This window comes from Streptomyces sp. NPDC059718, from assembly GCF_042733315.1.
Taxonomy (GTDB): domain Bacteria; phylum Actinomycetota; class Actinomycetes; order Streptomycetales; family Streptomycetaceae; genus Actinacidiphila.
This window is the reverse complement of sequence record NZ_JBHWGA010000045.1, coordinates 5,786-26,999: the sequence shown is the minus strand read 5'-3', so window position 1 is coordinate 26,999 and position 21,214 is coordinate 5,786. Positions and strand designations below refer to the sequence as shown.

15 protein-coding genes are annotated in these 21,214 nt (G+C 72.7%); 3 read left to right on the top strand and 12 right to left on the bottom strand.

Going from position 1 to position 21,214, the window contains the following annotated elements:
• Positions 1-21 precede the first annotated feature (21 nt).
• Genes ACFV3E_RS36045 through ACFV3E_RS36035 form a run of 3 tightly spaced genes read right to left on the bottom strand, consistent with a single transcriptional unit; the run spans position 22 to position 1,914 of the window.
• On the bottom strand, positions 22-330 hold the full coding sequence (locus ACFV3E_RS36045; RefSeq protein WP_499514368.1) for an AzlD domain-containing protein: 309 nt from the start codon (positions 328-330) through the stop codon (positions 22-24).
• On the bottom strand, positions 327-1,040 hold the full coding sequence (locus ACFV3E_RS36040; protein WP_500372631.1) for an AzlC family ABC transporter permease: 714 nt from the start codon (positions 1,038-1,040) through the stop codon (positions 327-329). The genes ACFV3E_RS36045 and ACFV3E_RS36040 overlap by 4 nt, the downstream gene beginning before the upstream one ends.
• A 25-nt stretch (positions 1,041-1,065) precedes the next feature.
• Entirely contained in the window at positions 1,066-1,914 is an 849-nt protein-coding gene (locus ACFV3E_RS36035) for an AraC family transcriptional regulator (protein WP_500539079.1), read from the bottom strand.
• A 111-nt stretch (positions 1,915-2,025) separates the two neighbouring features.
• Here ACFV3E_RS36035 and ACFV3E_RS36030 point away from each other — a divergent pair, with 111 nt between their 5' ends.
• From ACFV3E_RS36030 to ACFV3E_RS36020, 3 genes are read left to right on the top strand one after another with little or no spacing between them, the layout of a single operon-like run.
• Positions 2,026-6,735 carry an ATP-dependent helicase gene (locus ACFV3E_RS36030; RefSeq protein ID WP_500539077.1) on the top strand — a complete coding sequence of 1,570 codons (4,710 nt, stop codon included), beginning with the start codon at positions 2,026-2,028 and terminating at the stop codon, positions 6,733-6,735.
• An 18-nt stretch (positions 6,736-6,753) separates the two neighbouring features.
• Positions 6,754-7,578, top strand: coding sequence for a DNA-formamidopyrimidine glycosylase family protein (locus tag ACFV3E_RS36025; RefSeq protein WP_500539075.1), 825 nt, complete (start codon positions 6,754-6,756; stop codon positions 7,576-7,578).
• 32 nt (positions 7,579-7,610) lie between these two features.
• Positions 7,611-8,408, top strand: a complete 798-nt coding sequence (locus tag ACFV3E_RS36020) for an SDR family NAD(P)-dependent oxidoreductase (RefSeq protein WP_500539073.1) — start codon at positions 7,611-7,613, stop codon at positions 8,406-8,408.
• A gap of 538 nt (positions 8,409-8,946) precedes the next feature.
• Here the strand turns inward: ACFV3E_RS36020 and ACFV3E_RS36015 are convergent.
• The 9 genes from ACFV3E_RS36015 to ACFV3E_RS35975 all read right to left on the bottom strand — a co-directional run.
• Positions 8,947-9,417: a Dps family protein gene (locus ACFV3E_RS36015; protein ID WP_500329082.1), complete on the bottom strand. Its 471-nt coding sequence runs from the start codon at positions 9,415-9,417 to the stop codon at positions 8,947-8,949.
• Positions 9,418-9,578: 161 nt separating this feature from the next.
• On the bottom strand, positions 9,579-9,962 hold the full coding sequence (locus tag ACFV3E_RS36010; RefSeq protein ID WP_500539071.1) for a helix-turn-helix domain-containing protein: 384 nt from the start codon (positions 9,960-9,962) through the stop codon (positions 9,579-9,581).
• A 94-nt stretch (positions 9,963-10,056) separates the two neighbouring features.
• The gene (locus ACFV3E_RS36005; protein ID WP_500365824.1) at positions 10,057-10,599 is read right to left on the bottom strand and encodes a CinA family protein; all 543 of its coding nucleotides are present in this window, start codon (positions 10,597-10,599) and stop codon (positions 10,057-10,059) included.
• Positions 10,596-11,333, bottom strand: coding sequence for a CDP-diacylglycerol--glycerol-3-phosphate 3-phosphatidyltransferase (pgsA, locus tag ACFV3E_RS36000; RefSeq protein WP_500365826.1), 738 nt, complete (start codon positions 11,331-11,333; stop codon positions 10,596-10,598). Before pgsA ends, ACFV3E_RS36005 begins: the two co-directional genes overlap by 4 nt.
• Entirely contained in the window at positions 11,330-12,814 is a 1,485-nt protein-coding gene (gene rimO, locus ACFV3E_RS35995; RefSeq protein WP_500539069.1) for a 30S ribosomal protein S12 methylthiotransferase RimO, read from the bottom strand. The genes pgsA and rimO overlap by 4 nt, the downstream gene beginning before the upstream one ends.
• 114 nt (positions 12,815-12,928) lie before the next feature.
• Complete coding sequence (locus ACFV3E_RS35990) at positions 12,929-13,729, bottom strand: helix-turn-helix domain-containing protein (RefSeq protein WP_500539067.1); 801 nt, start codon at positions 13,727-13,729, stop codon at positions 12,929-12,931.
• A 220-nt stretch (positions 13,730-13,949) separates the two neighbouring features.
• Positions 13,950-16,586 carry a DNA translocase FtsK gene (locus tag ACFV3E_RS35985; protein ID WP_500539065.1) on the bottom strand — a complete coding sequence of 879 codons (2,637 nt, stop codon included), beginning with the start codon at positions 16,584-16,586 and terminating at the stop codon, positions 13,950-13,952.
• A gap of 114 nt (positions 16,587-16,700) precedes the next feature.
• Entirely contained in the window at positions 16,701-17,381 is a 681-nt protein-coding gene (locus tag ACFV3E_RS35980) for a response regulator (RefSeq protein ID WP_431965404.1), read from the bottom strand.
• Between the two features lie 258 nt (positions 17,382-17,639).
• Positions 17,640-21,214: HAMP domain-containing protein (locus tag ACFV3E_RS35975; RefSeq protein ID WP_500539063.1), on the bottom strand; the 3,575-nt coding region annotated here is incomplete at its 5' end.

The following is a 21,214-nucleotide window of genomic DNA, read 5'->3' as shown; positions in this document are numbered from 1 at the left end:
GTGACGGGTCACATTAACCCGTCACCCGGTGACGGCCCGCAGTGCTCCGGTCACCACCACCGCGACGGCGACGACCACCAGGAAGGGGGCGCGCAGCAGCAGGGCGACGCCGGCCGCCGCCAGACCCGCGGCGCGCGCGTCGAGCACCAGGCCGCGCCCGTCCCCGAAGGTCTGCAGTGCGGTGAGGGCCGCCAGCAGGGCGATGGGCAGCAGCGCGGCCAGCCGCCGCACGACGGGGCGTTCCAGGAAGCCCGCGGGAACGGACAGGCCCAGCAGTTTCACGGCGTAGCAGCCGAAGGCGGTGACGCCCACGGCGATCCACGTGCTCAACGGTCGGCCTCCTTGCGGCGGGTCACGGCCAGGACGAGCGGTGCGGCCAGCGCCGCGACCAGGACGGGCACCCCTGCGGGGAGCAGCGGCAGGCACACCAGGGCGAGCGGTACGGCGACCGCCGCCGTGGCCCGCTCGCGGCGGCCCCGCAGCATGGGTGCGAGCAGCGCGAGGAAGACCGCCGGACCGGCCGCGTCCAGGCCCCAGTCGGCCGGGTCGCCGAGCGCGGCGGCGCCGAACGCGCCCAGGAACGTGGTCAGGTTCCACAGCGTGTAGAGGGTGGCGCCGGTGACCGTGAAGCCCAGCCGGGCGCTCGCCCGGTCGGGCTGCGCCAGGGCGACGGCGGACGTCTCGTCGATCACCCACTGCGCCGCGAAGGGGCGCACCGCGCGTGGGACGCGCAGCAGTTCGGACAGCCGCAGCCCGTAGAAGGCGTTGCGGACCCCGAGGAAGAACGCCCCGGCGGCGGCCGCCAGGGGACTGCCGCCCGCGCCCAGGGCGCCGACGAGCGCGAACTGCGAGGCGCCGGTGAACACCAGCAGGCTGAGCGCGCAGGTCTGCAGCAGGCTCAGCCCGGCCCCGGCCGAGGTCACTCCGAAGGCGAAGCCGGACAGGCCGACGGCGACGCCCACTCCCAGGGCGTCACGGACCACCGCGGAACGCGGCTTGACGGACGGCGGTGGGTGCTGCCGGTCCCGGCCGGCTTCCAAGGGTGCTGCGGTCACCTGCCCGACGCTAGGCCGCGCCCTTGGAGCCGTCTTGTACGTTCTTGCGCTCCCGCTGGTACGCGCCCGGAGGGACCCCCACGATCCGCGTGAAGTGGCGGTTCAGATGGGGCTGGTCGGTGAAGCCCACGGCGACCGCGGCCTCGGCCGGTGCCGTCCCGTCGTCCAGCAGCCGCCGCGCGCGCCGGACCCGGGCGTCGGTGAGCCAGGCGTGCGGGGGCATGCCGTACAGGTCGCGGAAGCCGCGCAGCAGCGCGAAGGGGCTCGTGCCCAGCCCCGCCGCGAGCTCCGCCAGCGGCGGCGGGTCGGTGAGGCGCGCCTCCAGGATCTGCCGGGCACGCTCGGCGTTGCGGGCGCCCGCGGTGAGAAGGGCGCGCTCGGGCAGCATGCCCCCGTGGGCGCGCAGCAGCCGGGCGACGGCGAGCCGCATCATGGTGTCGGCGGCGAGCGCGTTTCCCTGGTCGGCCGCCCGCAGCACCTGGGTGACCAGGTGCACGGCGTACGGATCCTCGGCGACGGCGACGGTGAAGCCCGCCGTCCCGCGGATCGCCGTCGTCTCCGCCGCGACGGAGGCCACGACGTCCGCCCCGGGGTACAGCACGCTGTACGTCCACCCCTCGGGCACGCCCGCGTGCCCGGTGTGCGCGGTGTCGGGGTTGATCAGCGCCACCGCCCCCGGCCCCGCCCGCTCGATCGTGCCGTGGTGGTGGAAGGCCTCGACTCCCTGGGTGATGCCGGCGATCACGAACGACTCGTGCGTGTGCCGGACGAACGTCTTGCGCACGTACCGCGCCCGCAGGAGATCGACGTCCGGCAAGCCCGGATGCCTCCAGAACCGCGCCCGCTCGTCCGACCCCATCCCCCCATTCTGCGCCGTGCCCGCCCTCCTCCCGCCCGCCCGGCCCGGGAAGGGCCGCGTACACGCACGGAGGGGGGTGGTTTGTCAGTGGGGCGAGGCAGGATGGATGGCATGTCGCGACGGAGCACCGGGGCCACCCCGGAGGAGCGGGATCCGGCGGGGGCCCTCGACGCGTTCGCCCCCGCCACGCGCGCGTGGTTCACGGGGGCCTTCAGCGCGCCCACCGCCGCGCAGGCGGGGGCCTGGCGGGCGATCGCCGGCGGGTCCGACGTGCTCGTGGTGGCCCCCACGGGCTCCGGGAAGACGCTGGCGGCGTTCCTGGCCGCCCTGGACCGGCTGGCGTCGACACCGCCGCCGGCCGAGGCCAAGCGCCGCTGCCGCGTGCTGTACGTGTCGCCCCTGAAGGCGCTCGCCGTCGACGTGGAGCGCAACCTGCGCAGTCCGCTGACCGGCCTGCGGCACGAGTCCGTGCGACTGGGGCTGCCGGAGCCCGAGGTACGGGTGGGCATCCGCTCGGGCGACACCCCGGCCGCCGAGCGGCGCGCGCTCGCCACCCGGCCGCCGGACATCCTGATCACGACCCCCGAGTCGCTGTTCCTGATGCTGACCTCCTCGACCCGGGAGTCGCTGCGCGGCGTCGAGACGGTGATCCTCGACGAGGTGCACGCCGTCGCCGGGACGAAGCGCGGCGCCCACCTGGCGCTGTCGCTGGAGCGGCTGGACGAGCTGCTGGAGCGCCCCGCGCGGCGCATCGGCCTGTCGGCGACGGTCCGCCCGGTGGACGAGGTGGCGCGCTTCCTGTCGCCGCAGCGCAAGGTGACGGTCGTCCAGCCCCCGTCGCAGAAGGAGTTCGACCTGTCGGTGGTCGTCCCGGTCGAGGACCTGGGCGAGCTCGGCGGCTCCCCCGCCACCGAGGGCGACGACCCGCGGCCCTCGATCTGGCCGCACGTCGAGGAGCGCATCGCCGACCTGGTGCAGGACCACCGCTCCACGATCGTCTTCGCCAACTCGCGCCGCCTGGCCGAGCGGCTGTGCAACCGGCTCAACGAGATCGCGTACGAACGGGCCATGGGCGAGCCCCTGCCCGTGGGCGCGCCCCCTGCGGAGATCATGGCGCAGTCCGGCGCGGCGCGCGGGGCGCCGCCGCTGCTGGCCAGGGCGCACCACGGCTCGGTCTCCAAGGAGCAGCGCGCCCTGGTGGAGGAGGACCTCAAAGCCGGGCGGCTGCCCGCCGTCGTCGCCACGTCCAGCCTGGAGCTGGGCATCGACATGGGCGCGGTGGACCTGGTCGTCCAGGTGGAGTCGCCGCCCTCGGTGGCGTCCGGCCTGCAGCGCGTGGGCCGGGCAGGACACCAGGTGGGGGCGGTCTCGACCGGGGTGGTCTTCCCCAAGTACCGCGGCGATCTCGTGCAGTCGGCGGTCGTCACCGAGCGGATGCGGGAGGGCGCGATCGAGGCGTTGCGCATCCCGGCCAACCCGCTGGACGTCCTGGCGCAGCAACTGGTCGCGATGACGGCGCTGGACACATGGGACGTCGACGAACTGCTGGCGGTGGTGCGCCGGGCCGCGCCCTTCGCCGCGCTGCCGCACTCGGCGTTCACCGCGGTGCTGGACATGCTGGCCGGGCGCTATCCGTCGGACGCCTTCGCGGAGCTGCGGCCGCGCGTGGTGTGGGACCGGGTGGCGAACACGGTGGCGGCCCGACCCGGTGCGCAGCGCCTGGCGGTGACCTCGGGCGGCACGATCCCCGACCGCGGGCTGTTCGGGGTGTTCCTGGCAGGCGCCGACCCGAAGAAGGGCGGCGGCCGGGTCGGCGAGCTCGACGAGGAGATGGTCTACGAGTCCCGGGTGGGCGACGTCTTCACCCTGGGCACGACCTCCTGGCGGATCGAGGACATCACCCGCGACCGGGTACTGGTCTCCCCCGCCCCGGGCGTGCCCGGGCGGCTGCCGTTCTGGAAGGGCGACCAGCTCGGCCGTCCGCTCGAGCTGGGCCGCGCCCTCGGCGCGTTCCTGCGCGAGGTCGCGGCCCTGGCCCCGGGCAAGGGCCGGGCCCGGCTGGCCGCGGCGGGGCTGGACCCGTGGGCGGTCGACAATGTGCTGGCCTACCTGGAAGAGCAGCGCAAGGCCTGCGGCCATGTGCCCGACGACCGCACCATCGTGGTGGAGCGCTTCCGGGACGAGCTGGGCGACTGGCGGGTGGTCGTCCACTCCCCCTTCGGCGCCCAGGTCCACGCCCCCTGGGCGCTCGCACTGGGTGCCCGGCTCGGTGAGCGGTACGGCTTCGACGCGCAGGTGATGCACGCCGACGACGGCATCGTGCTGCGTCTGCCGGACGCGGATCTGATGGGCCTGGACCTGCTGGACGTGGACCCTGCGCGGCAGGGCTCCGAATACGACGCCGACCAGTCCCCGGTCGGCGCGGCCGACGTCGCCTTCGACAAGGGCGAGGTCGAGCAGCTCGTCACCGACCAGGTCGGCGGTTCCGCGCTGTTCGCGTCCCGGTTCCGGGAGTGCGCGGCCCGTGCGCTGCTGCTGCCCCGCCGGGACCCCGGCAAGCGCACGCCGCTGTGGCAGCAGCGCCAGCGGGCCGCCCAGCTGCTCCAGGTTGCCTCGGAGTTCGGTTCGTTCCCCATCGTGCTGGAGGCGGTCCGCGAGTGCCTGCAGGACGTCTTCGACGTCCCCGGGCTGGTCGAGCTGATGGGCGACATCGAGTCCCGCAAGGTGCGGCTGGTCGAGGTGACGACGCCCGAACCGTCGCCGTTCGCCAAGTCGCTGCTCTTCGGCTACGTGGCGCAGTTCCTCTACGAGGGCGACTCGCCGCTGGCCGAGCGGCGCGCCGCGGCGCTCTCGCTGGACTCCCGGCTGCTGGCGGAGCTGCTGGGCCAGGCCGAGCTGCGCGAGCTGCTCGACGCCGACGTGATGGTGGTACTGGAGCAGGAGCTGCAGTGGCTCACCGAGGACCGGCGGATCAAGGGCCCCGAGGGGGTCGCCGACGTGCTGCGCCTGCTGGGCCCGCTGGACGACGCCGAGCTGGCCGCGCGCGGAGCGGAGCCGGGCTGGGCGGCCGGGCTGGAGGGCGCGCGCCGGGCGATCCGGGTCCGCGTCGCGGGCGTGGACCGCTGGGCCGCCGTGGAGGACGCCGGGCGGCTGCGGGACGCGCTGGGCACCGCCCTGCCGGTCGGTGTGCCCGAGGCGTTCACCGAGCCGGTCAAGGACCCGCTGGCGGATCTGCTGGCCCGCTACGCCCGTACGCACGGGCCGTTCACCTCCGCCGAGGCCGCCCAGCGCTTCGGCCTGGGCACCGCCGTCGCCGACGGCACCCTGCACCGGCTCGCCGCGTCCGGCCGGGTCGTGCAGGGCGAGTTCAGGCCGGGCGGCGCGGGCCACGAGTGGTGCGACGCCGGTGTGCTGCGGCGGCTGCGGCGGCGCTCGCTGGCGGCGCTGCGGCACGAGCTGGAACCCGTGCCGCCGGCCACGCTGGCGACCTTCCTGCCGCAGTGGCAGCACGTGGGCACGCACGGCCTGCGCGGCCTCGACGGCCTGGTGCGGGCCGTCGAGCAGTTGCAGGGCGCCGCCGTCCCCGCCTCGGCCCTGGAGAAGCTGGTCCTGCCCGCCCGTGTGGCGGACTACACCCCGGCGATGCTGGACGAGCTGACGTCGGCGGGCGAGATCGTGTGGGCGGGGGCCGGCGCGCTGCAGGGCAAGGACGGCTGGTTGTCGCTGTATCTCGCCGACACCGCCCCCCTGTTGCTGCCGCAGCCCCAGCCGCTGGAACTCTCCCCGGTGCACCACGCGGTCCTGGACGGGCTCTCGGGCGGCTACGGGCTGTTCTTCCGGCAGATCTCCGAACAGGTCCGCGCCGCCGGGCACGAGCTGTCCGATCCGGAACTGGCCGAGGTGGTCTGGGAGCTGGCCTGGTCGGGCCGGCTGACCAACGACACGCTCGCGCCGCTGCGCGCCCTGCTCGGCTCCGGCCGTACGGCGGGCTCCACCGCGCACCGGGCGCCGCGCGCGGTGCCCCGCGGCCGCTACGGCGCCTTCACGGCCCGTACCGGCCGGCCCGCGCCCCGGGTGACGGCGTCACGGGGCGGGCCGCCGACGACCGCGGGCCGCTGGTCCCTGGTGCCGGAGGTGGAACCCGACGCGACGCACCGGGCGCACGCCCTCACCCACGCGCTGCTGGACCGGCACGGCGTGGTCACCCGGGGGGCGGTGGCCGCCGAGGGTGTGGAGGGCGGCTTCTCCGCCGCGTACCGCGTCCTGTCGGCCTTCGAGGAGACCGGACAGGCGCGCCGTGGCTACGTCGTGGAGGGGCTGGGCGCGGCCCAGTTCGCCATGGACGGCGCGGTGGACCGCCTGCGGGCCATCAGCAACGCCCGGGACCGCGAGGACACTCGGCACGACAAGTCCCGCACCGTGGTGCTGGCCGCGGCCGACCCGGCCAACGCCTACGGCGCCGCCCTGCCCTGGCCCGAGCAGCCCGCCGGGGTGACCCACCGGCCGGGACGCAAGGCGGGGGCCCTGGTCGTCCTGGTCGACGGCGAGCTCACGCTGTACGTGGAGCGCGGCGGCAAGACCTTGCTGGCCTGGCCCGGCCCCTCCGCGGCGGAGGGCGACGGCCGGGGAGGCGGCGGCCCGGACGAGGAGCGGTTGCAGGCGGCCGCCGACGCGCTTGCCCTGGCCGTACGCGACGGAGCGCTCGGCCGGCTCACGGTGGAACGCACGAACGGCGAGTCCGCCCTCACCTCGGTGCTCGGCCGGGCCCTGGAGGCGGCCGGCTTCCATGCGACACCCCGCGGCCTGCGGCTGCGGGCCTGAACGGGAACAGGGGGATCCGTGCCCGAGGGCGACACGATCTGGCTGGCCGCGCACCGGCTGCACTGGGCGCTGGCGGGGCATGTCCTGCTCCGTGCGGACCTGCGGGTGCCGCGGCTGGCGACGACCGATCTGTCGGGACGCCGCGTGGAGGAGGTCGTGGCCCGCGGCAAGCACCTGCTGATCCGGGTCGAGGGCGGGCTGACCCTCCACTCGCATCTGCGCATGGACGGTTCCTGGCAGTTGTACGCACCCGGTGAGCGCTGGCGGGGCGGTCCCGACCACCAGGTCCGGGCGGTCCTGGCCAACGCCGAGCGGGTCGCGGTCGGCTACCGGCTGCCCGTGCTGGAGCTGCTGCGCACCGCCGAGGAGGACCGGGCCGTCGGCCACCTCGGTCCCGATCTGCTGGGCCCGGACTGGGATCCGGCCGAGGCGCTGCGCCGGCTGACCGCCGACCCGGCCCGGCCGGTCGGGGAGGCGCTGCTCGACCAGCGCAATCTGGCGGGCATCGGCAACGTCTACAAGTGCGAGGTGTGCTTCCTGCGCGGCGTCACGCCCTGGATGCCGGTCGGCGAGGTCCCCGAGCCCGAACGCGTCGTCGAGCTCGCCAGGAAGCTGCTGCAGGCCAACAAGACCCGGCACGGCCACATCACCACCGGCGACACCCGGCGCGGCCGGACGCACTGGGTGTACCGCCGGGACCGGCACGGCTGCCTGCGCTGCGGGACGGCGATCCGCGTCGCCGAGCTGGGCCCGCCCGGCCAGACCCGTGCGACGTACTGGTGCCCGCAATGCCAGCGCGGCCCCGCGCCGGCGTCCGCGTCGGCGCCGCGACACGCCAATTGACGAACCGTCAGATCCGGTCGTACCGTCGCCGCATGACCGTACCGGCGTACGACCTCACCGGGCGCACCGCTCTGGTCACCGGTGCCGCCAGCGGCATCGGCCGGGCCTCGGCGCTGCTGCTCGCCCAGGCCGGGGCCACCGTGACGTGCGCGGACGTGGACGAGCCGGGCGCCCGGCACACCGCCGAACTCGCCGTGAAGGCCGGCGGCGCGGCAAAGGCATGTGCCGTGGACGTCACCGACCGCGCGCAGGTGGCCGAGGCCGTCGCGGCGATCGTGGCCGCCCACGGACGGCTGGACGTCCTGGCGGCCATCGCGGGCGTCATGCACTCCGGTTCCGTCCTGGACACCGACGAGGCCGACCTGGACCGGGTGCTGTCGGTGAACTTCAAGGGGGTGCTGCACTGCGCCCGCGAGGCCGCCCGCCCGATGGCGGAGCGCGGCGCCGGCAGCATCGTCACCATGGCCTCCGGAGCCATCGACACCGGCGCCCGCGGGCTGCTCTGCTACAGCGTCTCAAAGGCCGCCGTCGTCCAGCTGACCCGGACCCTCGCCACGGAGCTGGGACCCCACGGCGTGCGGGCCAATGCCGTCGCGCCCGGCTTCGTCCGCACACCGATGACGAGCCACTACGGCACCGGCCCCGACGGCCTCTTCGACGAGCGGGCCCAGGCGCGGGCCGAGGAGGCGCTGGTGCGCGCCTCGCCCCTGGGCCGTGTGGGCGACCCGCAGGACGTGGCGCACACCGTGCTCTTCCTGGCCTCCGACGCCTCAGCCTTCACGACCGGCCAGATCCTGCGCCCCAACGGGGGCGTCGTCATGCCCTGGTAGTGACTGACTTCGCGGTCCCGGAAGTCTTCCGGACAGCCCTCCCGGCGCCGGGCCCCCAACCTCACGGACGGCCGCCGGAGCGGCGGACGATGATCCCCGTGACCACCTCGCCGTGTGCAGGGGGACGATGCTGAGCCCCCATCCACCGGCGACGACCAGGCCCTCGAAGGAGCCTGCCTGCGCGGGCTGGACGACGAGCCTCAGCAGGGCCCACCACCACACCACTCCCGCGACGAAAGCGATCGCCCAGCGGACCGGCCGCCGGGCCCACAGCTCGTGAAACAGGCGGAGAACGTGCATGGCCGCCTCCTTCGGAGCCCCGAGGTTGCGGCGGGTATCACCAGGGACCCAATCCCGGGCTTTCCCCGTACACAGGTGCGATCCCCGTCCGGCAAGATCTCTAGACCTCTGCCGCCCCACCCCGCGCAACGTTCACCCGGAAGGAGGACACGTACGGCTACTACCTGCGACATTCCCCCGCCCGAACGCAACCCAGGGCGACGGGCCCCGATGCTCCCGCCGACGACGCCCCACCGGCCTAGACGTTCTCGGCCTGGAACATCCAGTGGTGCTTCTCGAGCTCGGCGGCGAGCCCGATCAGGATGTCCTGGCTCACCGGATCGGGCTTCTCCGTCGCCTCGATCCCCTGGCGCACCCGCCTGATCACGGCGTCCAGCGCCACGATCATGACCGAGACCACCTTCTCGTCCTTGATCCAGCCGTCCGGCACCTCGTCGATCCTGCTGCTCTTGGAGACCGTCCCCGCGCGCCCGTCCGGCGTCACCCCGATCGCGGCCGCCCGCTCCGCGACGGTGTCGGCGTAGGTCCGAGCGGTGGTCACCACGTCGTCGAGCTGGAGGTGGACCGACCGGAACCGCGCCCCGACCACGTTCCAGTGCACCTGCTTGGCGACGAGCGACAGGTCGATGAGATCGCTGAGGGTGTGCTGCAGGGCCTCACCGACGGTCTTGCGGTCGGCCTCGGGCAGCGTGCTCTTCACGACGGTCATGCTGCTCCTCCTCGGGAATTGCCTGGCGTCGCAGGGCCACCTCCATGGCGGTCCCGCCTCATGAGCGCCTTCCCCGGATCCGCGGATCACACGCGGGCACGCCGTGGCCCCGGCCGGTTGCCCACCGGCCGGGGCCACGGTTCGGAACTGCTTGGTGTCGCTCAGGCCGCGACGACGTCCACGGCCTCGGTGGGCGCCTTCGGCGCCTTGATGGTGACCCGCTCGTCCGGACCGGACGGTACGGACGGAACCGCGCCCAGCAGCGGCCGCCTAGGCGCGGCTGCCGACCCGACAGCAGCCGACTCGGCGAGTTCGGCAAGCGCCAGATCGTCGCTGACCTCCCGCATCACCTCGGACATCGGGACGTCCAAGGCGTCACAGATCGCGGAGAGCAGTTCGGAGGAAGCCTCCTTCTGCCCTCGTTCGACCTCCGACAGATAGCCCAGGGAGACCCGGGCGGATGAGGAGACCTCACGCAGGGTGCGGCCCTGACGCTGGCGCTGCCGACGCAGCACGTCACCGAGCAGGCGACGGAGCAGAATCATCGGTGGCTCCCTCCTCGGACCGCGAATTCGCAACCTTCTTGCCCCACCGTACCGCCTCCGACACCGGCCGTGCGGGGAGCGATGACGTGTTCACTCAGGGCTGCAAACATCCCTTCCCCCCGCTGTCTTCCCTACCCTTCGCCGTCGGGGATTCGTCGGGTGTTCCCCCGCCCGTCAGAAGCGTCTGCTGCAAGAGGGTCAGAACGGCGTTCACGGTGGTGGTACGGATTTCGGCACGGTCGCCGTTCAACTGCAGTCTCTCGCACCACGAGCCGGTCGGCCCGGCGACCGCCACGTAGACCGTCCCGACCTGCTGTCCGTCCTGCGGGTCCGGGCCGGCGACTCCGGTGGTGGACAGCCCCCAGTCGGCGCGCAGCACGCGCCGCACGCCCTCCGCCATCCCCCGCGCGACGTCGGGGTCGACGGCCCCGCGTTCGGCCAGCAGCGCGCCGTCCACGCCCAGCACGTCCCGCTTCAGTTCGGTGGCGTACGCGGTGACCGAACCACGGAAGGACCTGGAGGCACCGGGCACCGAGGTCAGCTCGGCGGCGACCAGGCCACCGGTCAGCGACTCGGCGACGGCGAGCCACTGCTGCCGCCCCTCCAGCAGCCCCAGCACCTCGGCGGCGACGTTCACGCGCCCTGTCCCTGCTCCTCCGGGAACTCCAGCGGGACGTCCTCCGCGAGCGCCCCCTCCTCCTCGTCCGCCCCCTCGCGCGCCCGGCGCACGGCGGCCGCGCGCTGCGCGGCCAGTCCGGCCCGGCGCATGACGACGGCCTGGCGCACGTAGTCCAGGCCCGTCACCACGGTCAGCACCACCGCGGCACCCATCAGCACCGCCCGCAGCGTCGCCAGCGGCCCGGTGAGGATCAGGATGTACATGCCGACGGCGACGCCCTGGGTGAGCGTCTTCAGCTTGCCGCCCCGGCTGGCCGGGATCACTCCCCAGCGGATCACCCAGAACCGCATCAGCGTGATGCCCAGCTCGCGGAAGAGGATCACCGCGGTGACCCACCAGGGCAGGTCCCCGAGGGCCGAGAGCCCGATCAGCGCCGCGCCCATGATCGCCTTGTCGGCGATCGGGTCGGCGATCTTGCCGAAGTCGGTGACCAGCCCGTAGCGCCGGGCCAGCTCGCCGTCGAAGAGATCGGTGATCATCGCGATGGCGAACGCCGCCCACGCGAAGGAGCGCCACGCCGGGTCGTGCCCGTCGTCGTGCACGAGCAGCATGACGAAGCCCGGCACCAGGAGCAGCCGCACCATCGTGAGGACGTTGGCGATGTTCCACAACGAAGGCCGCCGGACCGCGGCCGCCGGGGCGGCGGGTGCGGACCGGTGGTTGCCGGCGGCGGACGCCGGGACTCCCGTCATCTGCGCGCCTCCTGCGTCGTGCCAAGCGGCTCCGCGACGAGGTCGACGCCTTCGGTGTCCACCACCTTCGCCGCGACGAACGATCCGGGCACCAGGCCCGCGTGGGAGGTCAGGACGACCTGGCCGTCGGTCTCCGGCGCCTGGTGGGCACCGCGGCCGACCGCCCCCTCCTCCTCGTCGACGGAGTCGACCAGCACCTGCACCGTCGAGCCCAGCCGCTCCTCGGCACGCTGCGCGGTCAGCTCCTCGGCCAGCCGCGAGACCCGGGCCAGCCGCTCGGCGACGACGTCCTCGTCGAGCTTGCCGTCGTAGCCGGCCGCCTCGGTGCCCTCCTCGTCGGAGTAGCCGAAGACGCCGATGGCGTCGAGCCGGGCGGCGCCCAGGAAGCGCTCCAGCTCCTCCAGGTCCGCCTCCGACTCGCCCGGGAAGCCGACGATGAAGTTGGAGCGGACCCCGGCCTCCGGCGCCTTGGAGCGGATGGTGTCCAGCAGCTCCAGGAAGCGCTCGGTGTCGCCGAAGCGGCGCATCGCGCGCAGCACCCCGGGTGCGGAGTGCTGGAAGGACAGGTCGAAGTACGGCGCGACCTTCGGCGTCGAGGTCAGCACGTCGATCAGGCCCGGGCGCATCTCGGCGGGCTGCAGGTAGCTGACCCGGATCCGCTCGATGCCGTCGACGTCGGCCAGTTCCGGCAGCAGCGTCTCCAGCAGACGGATGTCACCGAGGTCCTTGCCGTACGAGGTGTTGTTCTCGCTGACCAGCATGACCTCCTTGACGCCCTGCTCGGCCAGCCAGCGCGTCTCGCCGAGCACGTCCGAGGGGCGGCGGGAGATGAAGGAGCCCCGGAAGGACGGGATGGCGCAGAAGGAGCAGCGGCGGTCGCAGCCGGAGGCGAGCTTCACCGAGGCGACGGGGCTGCTGTCCAGGCGGCGGCGCAGCGGTGCGCGCGGCCCGGAGGCGGGCGCGACACCCTCGGGCAGGTCCGCGGGGGCGGGGACCGGCTCCGTGGCGCTCTGCGCGTGGCCGGGCAGCGCGACCTCGCTCACGGCCTGCCGGGCGGCCGGGCTGACCGGGAGCAGCTTGCGGCGGTCGCGCGGGGTGTGGGAGGCGTGGACGCCGCCGGAGAGGATCGTCTGCAGGCGGTCGGAGATGTTCGCGTAGTCGTCGAAGCCGAGCACCCCGTCCGCCTCGGGCAGGGCCTCGGCCAGCTCCTTCCCGTAGCGCTCGGCCATGCAGCCGACCGCGACGACGGCCTGGGTGCGGCCGTGGCCCTTGAGGTCGTTGGCCTCCAGCAGGGCGTCGACGGAGTCCTTCTTGGCGGCCTCGACGAAGCCACAGGTGTTCACGACGGCCACGTCGGCGGCGGCGGCGTCCTCGACGAGCTGCCACCCGTCCGCCGCCAGCCGGCCGGCGAGCTCCTCGGAATCCACCTCGTTACGGGCGCAGCCGAGCGTGACAAGAGCGACGGTACGGGGTTCGGACATAGGCTCAGCCTACTTTGTCCCCGACGGGGCTCCGACGCGCAGCGGCGCCCGGCGCCGGGACAGGTGTCCCGCGCCGGGCGCCGCGGTGTCCGTGCGCGCCCGTGGAACCGGGCGTCACCCTGCTTCCGGGTCGCCGGGGGTGAAGGTGAGGCGCTGGACCTGACCGGGGTCACCCGCGGGTCCGAGGTCCTTGCCGTTGACGAAGAGGTCGACCGCGCCCGCGTTGCCGATGATGAGGTTGATCTTGCTCTTGTCGGTGAAGGTCTTGGAGTCGCCCGGCTCCAGACTGCCCTGGTAGAGCTGCCTTCCGTTGCTGTCCACCGCCTGGATCCAGCTCTTGTCGTTCCGGGCGGTGAGCTTGACGGTGACCTTGTCGGCCGGCGCCGCGGCGATCGCGCTGTCGGACTCCTCGGGCCTCGGCGCGGAGCTCGTGGGGTTGCCGGACGGCTTCGCCGCCGGGCTCGCCGCACTCGGCTTGCCCGCCACCGGCTCCTTGCCGCCGTCCTCGCCACCGCTGAACAGGGTGAACCCGACGAAACCGATGACGGCGACGATCGCCGCGACCATCGCGGCGGTCCAGTTGGGGCGGCGCGGCTCGGACCTCATCCGCTCCGCCTCGTACAGCGGCGCCACCGGGGTCGGGGCGGGCGCACTGCCGTGCTCCGCCGAGAACTGCTCGATCAGGGCCTCGGGATCGAGACCCACGGCGCGCGCGAGCGCCCGGATGTGGCCGCGGGCGTACACGTCGCCGCCGCAGCGGGAGAAATCGTCCTGCTCGATCGCGTGCACGATGGGCGGGCGCACACGCGTTGTGGTACTGACCTCGTCGACGGTCAGACCCGCGGCGATGCGGGCCTGGGCGAGGGCGCGACCGACCGAGAGCCGGTCGTCGGGGGGCGGGTTGCCGATGGACACGGGGGCGCCTTTCGAGCGTGCAGCCACCTGCTGGAGACTCAGTCTAGGGGGGTGTGCAAAAGGACGGGCAAGCGGGCGGGCGTTGTTTGTCCGCCATCAGGATTGCCGTCTTTCCCGGCGCCGATGACAGTCGGCCATACGCCTTCCCCCTGCACTAACTTGACGTACGGGCGGGAGCAACGGTTGCGTCCAACCCACTTACGAGTGAGCCACGGAATGGCTACGAACCGGCCTCGCCCCGGAGCAGGGCGAGCACTCCGTCCATCTCGTCCGGCTTGACCAGTACGTCACGGGCCTTCGACCCCTCGCTGGGGCCGACGATCCCGCGCGATTCCATCAGGTCCATGAGCCTGCCCGCTTTCGCGAAGCCGACACGCAGTTTCCGCTGGAGCATCGAAGTCGAGCCGAACTGCGTGGAGACGACCAGTTCCGCGGCCTGGCACAACAGGTCCAGGTCGTCGCCGATCTCCTCGTCGATCTCCTTCTTCGGGCCCGAGCCGACGACCACGTCGTCACGGTAGGCGGGGGTCAACTGCGCCTTGCAGTGGGCGACGACGGCCTGGATCTCGTCCTCGGTGACGAAGGCGCCCTGCATGCGGACCGGTTTGTTCGCGCCCATCGGCAGGAACAGCCCGTCACCCTTTCCGATCAGCTTCTCGGCGCCGGCCTGGTCGAGGATGACCCGGCTGTCGGCGAGCGAGGAGGTCGCGAAGGCCAGCCTGGACGGCACGTTGGCCTTGATGAGACCCGTGACGACGTCGACGCTGGGCCGCTGGGTGGCCAGCACGAGGTGGATGCCGGCGGCCCGGGCGAGCTGGGTGATGCGGACGATCGCGTCCTCGACGTCCCGCGGCGCGACCATCATCAGGTCGGCCAGCTCGTCCACGATCACCAGCAGGTAGGGGTAGGGCGCGAGCTCCCGCTCGCTGCCCTCCGGCGGCTTCACCTTGCCCGAGCGCACCGCCGCGTTGAAGTCGTCGATGTGCCGGAAGCCGTAGGCGGCGAGGTCGTCGTAGCGCAGGTCCATCTCGCGCACGACCCACTGCAGCGCCTCGGCGGCCCGCTTGGGGTTGGTGATGATCGGGGTGATGAGGTGCGGGACGCCCTCGTACGCGGTCAGCTCGACGCGCTTGGGGTCGACCAGCACCATCCGCACCTCGTCGGGCGTGGCGCGCGCCAGGATCGAGGTGATCAGGCAGTTGATGCAGGAGGACTTGCCGGATCCGGTGGCGCCCGCGACGAGGATGTGCGGCATGCGCGCGAGGTTGGCCATGACGTAGCCGCCCTCGACGTCCTTGCCGAGGCCGACCGTCATCGGGTGCTCCTCGCCGGCGGCCTCCGCCGACCGCAGCACGTCGCCGAGGTTGACCATCTCCCGGTCGCTGTTGGGGATCTCGATGCCCACCGCCGACTTGCCGGGGATCGGGCTGATGATCCGTACGTCCGGACTGGCCACGGCGTACGCGATGTTCTTGGCGAGGGCCGTGATCCGCTCGACCTTGACGGCCTGGCCGAGTTCGACCTCGTAACGGGTCACCGTCGGACCGCGCGTGAAGCCGGTGACCCGTGCGTCCACCTTGAACTGCGAGAAGACGCTCGTCAGCGACTCGACCACGGCGTCGTTGGCGGCGCTGCGGGTGCGTCCGGGACCTCCGCGCTCCAACAGGTCCAGGGACGGCAGGCCGTAGGTGACGTCGCCGGACAACTGGAGCTGCTCGGCGCGCGGCGGCAGCGGCGGGCCCTGCTCGGGCGCCGCGCGCTTGGTGAGGTCGGGCACGGACCGGTCGGCGGTGTCCTCGGCGGCGGCCTCCCCGGTGTCCCGGGCCTGCGGCAGGGAGTGGCTGACGAGGTCCGCGACGACGGAGGAGCCGGGCACGCCGTAGGCGAGGGCGCCGTCGAGGTCGGCGGCCACGCCGTAGGCGAGGTCGACCGCGTCCAGTCCGTCGCCGGGCCTGAGATCGGGCAGTTCCGACCGCTCCTGGCGGCGCCTGGACCGGCGGCGCGACTTCTCCCCGCCGTCCTGCGGGGCGGTGTCCTCCTCCAGCAGGTCGCTGAACGGCACGGCGTCGTCCTCGGTCGCAGCGCCGCCCTGGTCCTCCACCAGGCCCAGCCGGATGCCGAGTTCGCGCAGCCGCCGGGGGATGGCGTTGACCGGGGTCGCGGTGGTGACCAGCAGCCCGAAGAAGGTGAGCAGCGCCAGCAGCGCCACCGCCAGCGGTGCGCCGACGGTGTAGTCGAGCGGCGCGGACGCCGCCCAGCCGATCAGGCCGCCCGCGTCGCGGATCGCGTCGGCGCCCTGCCCGCGGCCGGGGGAACCGCAGCCGATGTGCACCAGGCCCAGTACACCGACGGTGAGGGTGGTCAGGCCGATGACGATGCGCCCGTTGGCGTCGGACTTCTGCGGGTGGCGCATCAGCCGCCAGACGACGGCACCGACGAGGAACGGCACGAGCAGGTCCAGCCGCCCGAACAGCCCGGTGATCAGTATCTCGACCAGATCGCCCACCGGACCGCGCAGGTCCGACCAGGTGCCGGTGGCGACGACCAGCGCGAGGCCGAGCAGCAGCAGCGCCAGGCCGTCCTTGCGGTGCGCCGGGTCGAGCCCGCGCGCGCCGCGCCCGACGCCGCGGAAGAGGGCGCCCACGGTGTGCGCCAGGCCGAGCCACACCGCTCGCGCGAGCCGGTAGACGCCGCCGGTCGGGGACGGCGCGGGCTTCGGCGCGGGTTTGGCCGCCGCCGCCTTGGCAGGCGGCTTCTTGGCCGCCGCCGCCTTCTTCGCGGGGGCCTTCTTCGCCGCGGGCTTGGCCGCAGGTTTGGCGGCAGCCTTCTTGGCGGTGCCGGACGTACGTGAGGCCATGATGGTGAGGTTACCGTTCCGCCCCGCGCACGACACGCGTGGCCACGCATACCGCCATTCGTGTCGTGCCCCTGTTGCGCCATGGATGACACTGCATCAAGTGGCGCACACGCTTCACTCTTGCGGGGGAATCTTCTTGTCGCCGCCGCCCGTGCCCGGCTCCAGCGCGTCCAGCGCGCGGCGCAGTCCGGTCAGCTTCCGCTCCAGGTGGGCGGCCGTGGCCACCGCCGCCGCGTCCGCGGACTCGTCGAGCTGCTTGGACAGCGCCTCCGCCTGCTCCTCCACCGCGGCGAGCCGTGCGGAGAGCTCGGCGAGCAGGCCCACGGGCTCCTTGGCGCCGTTGCCGCCCTGCCGCGCGCCCTGTTCCAGCTGCAGCCGCAGCAGGGCGGCCTGCTCGCGCAGCTGGCAGTTCTTCATGTAGAGCTCGACGAAGACCGAGACCTTGGCGCGCAGCACCCACGGGTCGAAGGGCTTGGAGATGTAGTCCACCGCGCCGGCCGCGTAGCCGCGGAAGGTGTGGTGCGGCCCGTGGTTGATGGCGGTCAGGAAGATGATCGGGATGTCGCGGGTGCGCTCGCGCCGCTTGATGTGCGCCGCGGTCTCGAACCCGTCCATGCCCGGCATCTGGACGTCGAGCAGGATCACCGCGAAGTCGTCGGTCAGCAGCGCCTTGAGCGCTTCCTCCCCGGACGATGCCCGCACCAGGGTCTGATCGAGCGCGGAGAGGATGGCCTCCAGCGCCAGCAGATTCTCCGGCCGGTCATCGACCAGGAGGATCTTGGCCTTCTGCACCATGGCCCGCCCTCCTCGCCCCGGCACTGCACCGGTCGCCGCCCCCATGGACGACTCCTGAGTGCCGCCCGTCCTTGTGCCGGTCATGGTAGCCGCACCCCGCTGTCCGCCACACCCTGTCACCGCCATGTCACTGTGCACGTAGCAGAAACGCAAGCGGAGACCAGAAGGTTCCCAGAATCCCGCACTCTCACACCTCTTCACACACGCCGAGTCATGGGCGTTCACCGTCCGTTGCCCGGCCGCTCACCCAACGTGGCGTCACCTGGACTGCATCCACTGCTCCATCACCGCGAGGAGATGGTCGGTGTCCACCGGCTTGGCGACGTAGTCGGACGCCCCGGACTCGATGCTCTTCTCCCGGTCGCCCTTCATCGCCTTCGCCGTCAGCGCGATGATCGGCAGCCCCGCGAACTGGGGCATCCTGCGGATCGCGGCCGTGGTCGCATAGCCGTCCATCTCGGGCATCATGATGTCCATCAGGACGACCGCGACGTCGTCGTGCTGCTCCAGGACCTCGATCCCCTCCCGGCCGTTCTCGGCGTAGAGCACGGTCAGCCCGTGCTGCTCCAGCACGCTGGTGAGGGCGAAGACATTGCGGATGTCGTCGTCCACGATGAGCACCTTCTCACCGCTGAACCCGCCCGCGAAGCCGGTGTAGGCGTCGCTGTGCGCCCCCTCCACCCACGACTCGGGCAGCGCGGGGCGCTCCACCGGCCCGGCGGCCGCGGCGGGCCGCGGTGCCGCGGAACGCCGGCGCAGCCGGGCCAGGCTGCTGCCCGCGCCCCGGCCGCGCACGGCCACGTGACCGTGGGCCGGGACGTGGAACGGCTCGGCCGGCGCCCCCTCGAGTTCCCCGGCCTCGCCGCCGGGGAGCTGCGGGTAGCCCTGGGGCGGCAGTTCGGTGGTGTTGAGCGGCAGGTAGAGGGTGAAGGTCGAGCCGCGGCCGGGCTGGCTGTCGGCGTGGATCTCGCCGCCGAGCAGCCGGGCGATCTCCCGGCTGATGGACAGACCCAGGCCCGTGCCGCCGTACTTGCGGCTGGTGGTGCCGTCCGCCTGCTTGAACGCCTCGAAGATGACCCGCATCTTGCTCGCCGCGATGCCGATGCCCGTGTCGGTCACCGAGAAGGCGATCAGCGGCTCGTCCGCGCCCCGCAGCGAGCCGGACTCCAGCAACTGCTCCCGGATGGCCTGCGGCACGTCGGGACCGGCCGGGCGGATGACCAGCTCGACCGAACCGCTGTCGGTGAACTTCACCGCGTTCGACAGCAGGTTGCGCAGCACCTGCAGCAGCCGCTGCTCGTCGGTGTGGAGCGTGGCGGGCAGCTCCGGGGAGACCCGTACGGAGAAGTCCAGGCCCTTCTCCGCGGTGAGCGGGCGGAAGGTCGCCTCCACGTAGTCGACCAGCTGGACCAGGGCGATGCGGGTCGGGCTGACGTCCATCTTGCCCGCCTCGACCTTGGACAGGTCCAGGATGTCGTTGATGAGCTGCAGCAGGTCGGATCCGGCGCCGTGGATCGTCTCGGCGAACTCGACCTGCTTCGGCGACAGGTTGCCCTCGACGTTGTCCGCGAGCAGCTTGGCCAGGATGAGCAGCGAGTTCAGCGGGGTGCGCAGCTCGTGCGACATATTGGCCAGGAACTCGGACTTGTAGCGCATCGAGACGGCCAGCTGCTCGGCGCGCTCCTCCAGGACCTGCCGGGCCTCCTCGATCTCGGTGTTCTTCACCTCGATGTCCCGGTTCTGGCGGGCCAGCAGCTCCGCCTTCTCCTCCAGCTCCGTGTTGGACATCTCCAGCTGCTTCTGCCGGTTCTCCAGCTCCGCCGAGCGCTCCCGCAGCTGTTCGGTCAGCTCCTGCGACTGCTCCAGCAGGTACTCGGTCTTGGTGTTCACGCTGATGGTGTTCACGCTGACCGCGATCATGTCGGTGATCTGGCCGAGGAAGTCCTTCTGGATCTGCGTGAGCGGCTGGAAGGAGGCCAGCTCCATCACACCCAGCACCCGGTCCTCGAACACCACCGGCAGCACGATGACGTGGGCCGGCGGCGCCTCGCCGAGCCCGGAGGAGATCCTCAGGTAGCCCGGCGGGACGTCCTCCACCAGGATCGAGCGCTTCTCGACCGCGGCCGTGCCGATCAGTCCCTCGCCGGGCAGGAACACCGTCGGCATCGTCCGCTTGGAGAAGCCGTACGAGCCGGACAGCCGCAGCTCGTAGCCCTCCTCGATCTCCTCCCCGCCGGCCGGCTCCTCCGCGATGAAGAAGGCGCCGTGCTGGGCGGAGACCACCGGGGTCAGCTCGCTCATGATGAGCGCCGCCACGTCGTTGAGGTCGCGGCGGCCCTGCATCAGACCGGAGATGCGGGCGAGGTTGCCCTTGAGCCAGTCCTGCTCCTTGTTGGCGAGCGTGGTCTCGCGGAGCCGGACGATCATGGTGTTGATGTAGTCCTGGAGCTCCAGGATCTCGCCCGCCGCGTCCACGTCCGTGCGGATGTTGAGGTCGCCGCGGGTCACCGCGGTGGCCACCTGGGCGATGTTGCGCACCTGACGGGTCAGGTTGTTCGCCATCAGGTTCACCGACTCGGTGAGGTCCTTCCAGATCCCGGACACGCCCGGCACGCGCGCCTGGCCGCCCAGGCGGCCCTCGGTGCCCACCTCCCGGGCCACCCGGGTCACCTGGTCACCGAAGGCCGACAGCTGGTCGACCATCGTGTTGATGGTCGTCTTCAGCTCCAGGATCTCGCCGTGCGCGTCGACGTCGATCTTCTTGGACAGGTCGCCGCGGGCGACCGCGGTGGTGACCATGGCGATGTTGCGGACCTGGCCGGTCAGGTTGGAGGCCATGTTGTTCACCGACTCGGTGAGGTCCTTCCACGAGCCGGACACACCCGGCACGCGCGCCTGGCCGCCGAGGATGCCGTCGGTGCCCACCTCGCGGGCCACCCGGGTCACCTCGTCACCGAAGGCGGAGAGCGTGTCCACCATCGTGTTGATGGTCTCGGCGAGCTGGGCGACCTCGCCGCGCGCCTCGACGGTGATCTTCTTGGTGAGGTCGCCGTTGGCGACGGCGGTGGCGACGGAGGAGATCGAACGCACCTGGCTGGTCAGGTTGTTGGCCATCAGGTTGACGTTGTCGGTGAGGTCCTTCCAGATGCCGGAGACGTCCCGCACCCGGGCCTGACCGCCCAGCTGGCCCTCGGTGCCGACCTCACGGGCCACCCGGGTCACCTCGTCGGCGAACGCGGACAGCTGGTCCACCATCGTGTTCACGGTGGTGACCAGGGCGAGGATCTCGCCCTTGGCGTCGACGGTGATCTTCTTCGACAGGTCGCCCTGGGCGACCGCGGTGGTGACCTCGGCGATGTTGCGGACCTGCATCGTCAGGTTGTTCGCCATGAAGTTGACGGACTGCGTCAGGTCCTTCCAGGTGCCCGACACGCCCTTCACCTCGGCCTGGCCGCCCAGGATGCCCTCGGTGCCCACCTCGCGGGCCACCCGGGTCACCTGCTCGGCGAAGGACGAGAGCTGGTCGACCATCGTGTTGAGGACGTTCTTGAGCTCCAGGATCTCGCCGCGCGCGTCGACGTCGATCTTCTGGGACAGGTCACCGCGGGCCACCGCGGTCGCCACCTGGGCGATGTTGCGGACCTGTGCGGTCAGGTTGCCCGCCATGCCGTTCACGGAGTCGGTGAGGTCACGCCACACACCGGCGACGCCGGGCACCTGCGCCTGGCCGCCGAGCCGGCCCTCGGTGCCCACCTCGCGGGCCACCCGGGTCACCTGCTCGGCGAACGAGGAGAGCTGGTCGACCATCGTGTTGATGGTGTTCTTCAGTTCCA

Excerpts from the sequence above, each read along its gene's own strand:
- pgsA (WP_500365826.1), bottom strand. The coding sequence starts at position 11,333 with ATGACGGGAGTCCCGGCGTCCGCCGCCGGCAACCACCGGTCCGCACCC.
- rimO (WP_500539069.1), bottom strand. The coding sequence starts at position 12,814 with ATGTCCGAACCCCGTACCGTCGCTCTTGTCACGCTCGGCTGCGCCCGT.
- ACFV3E_RS36035 (WP_500539079.1), bottom strand. The coding sequence starts at position 1,914 with ATGGGGTCGGACGAGCGGGCGCGGTTCTGGAGGCATCCGGGCTTGCCG.
- ACFV3E_RS36010 (WP_500539071.1), bottom strand. The coding sequence starts at position 9,962 with ATGATTCTGCTCCGTCGCCTGCTCGGTGACGTGCTGCGTCGGCAGCGC.
- ACFV3E_RS36030 (WP_500539077.1), top strand. The coding sequence starts at position 2,026 with ATGTCGCGACGGAGCACCGGGGCCACCCCGGAGGAGCGGGATCCGGCG.
- ACFV3E_RS35980 (WP_431965404.1), bottom strand. The coding sequence starts at position 17,381 with ATGGTGCAGAAGGCCAAGATCCTCCTGGTCGATGACCGGCCGGAGAAT.
- ACFV3E_RS35985 (WP_500539065.1), bottom strand. The coding sequence starts at position 16,586 with ATGGCCTCACGTACGTCCGGCACCGCCAAGAAGGCTGCCGCCAAACCT.
- ACFV3E_RS36020 (WP_500539073.1), top strand. The coding sequence starts at position 7,611 with ATGACCGTACCGGCGTACGACCTCACCGGGCGCACCGCTCTGGTCACC.
- ACFV3E_RS36015 (WP_500329082.1), bottom strand. The coding sequence starts at position 9,417 with ATGACCGTCGTGAAGAGCACGCTGCCCGAGGCCGACCGCAAGACCGTC.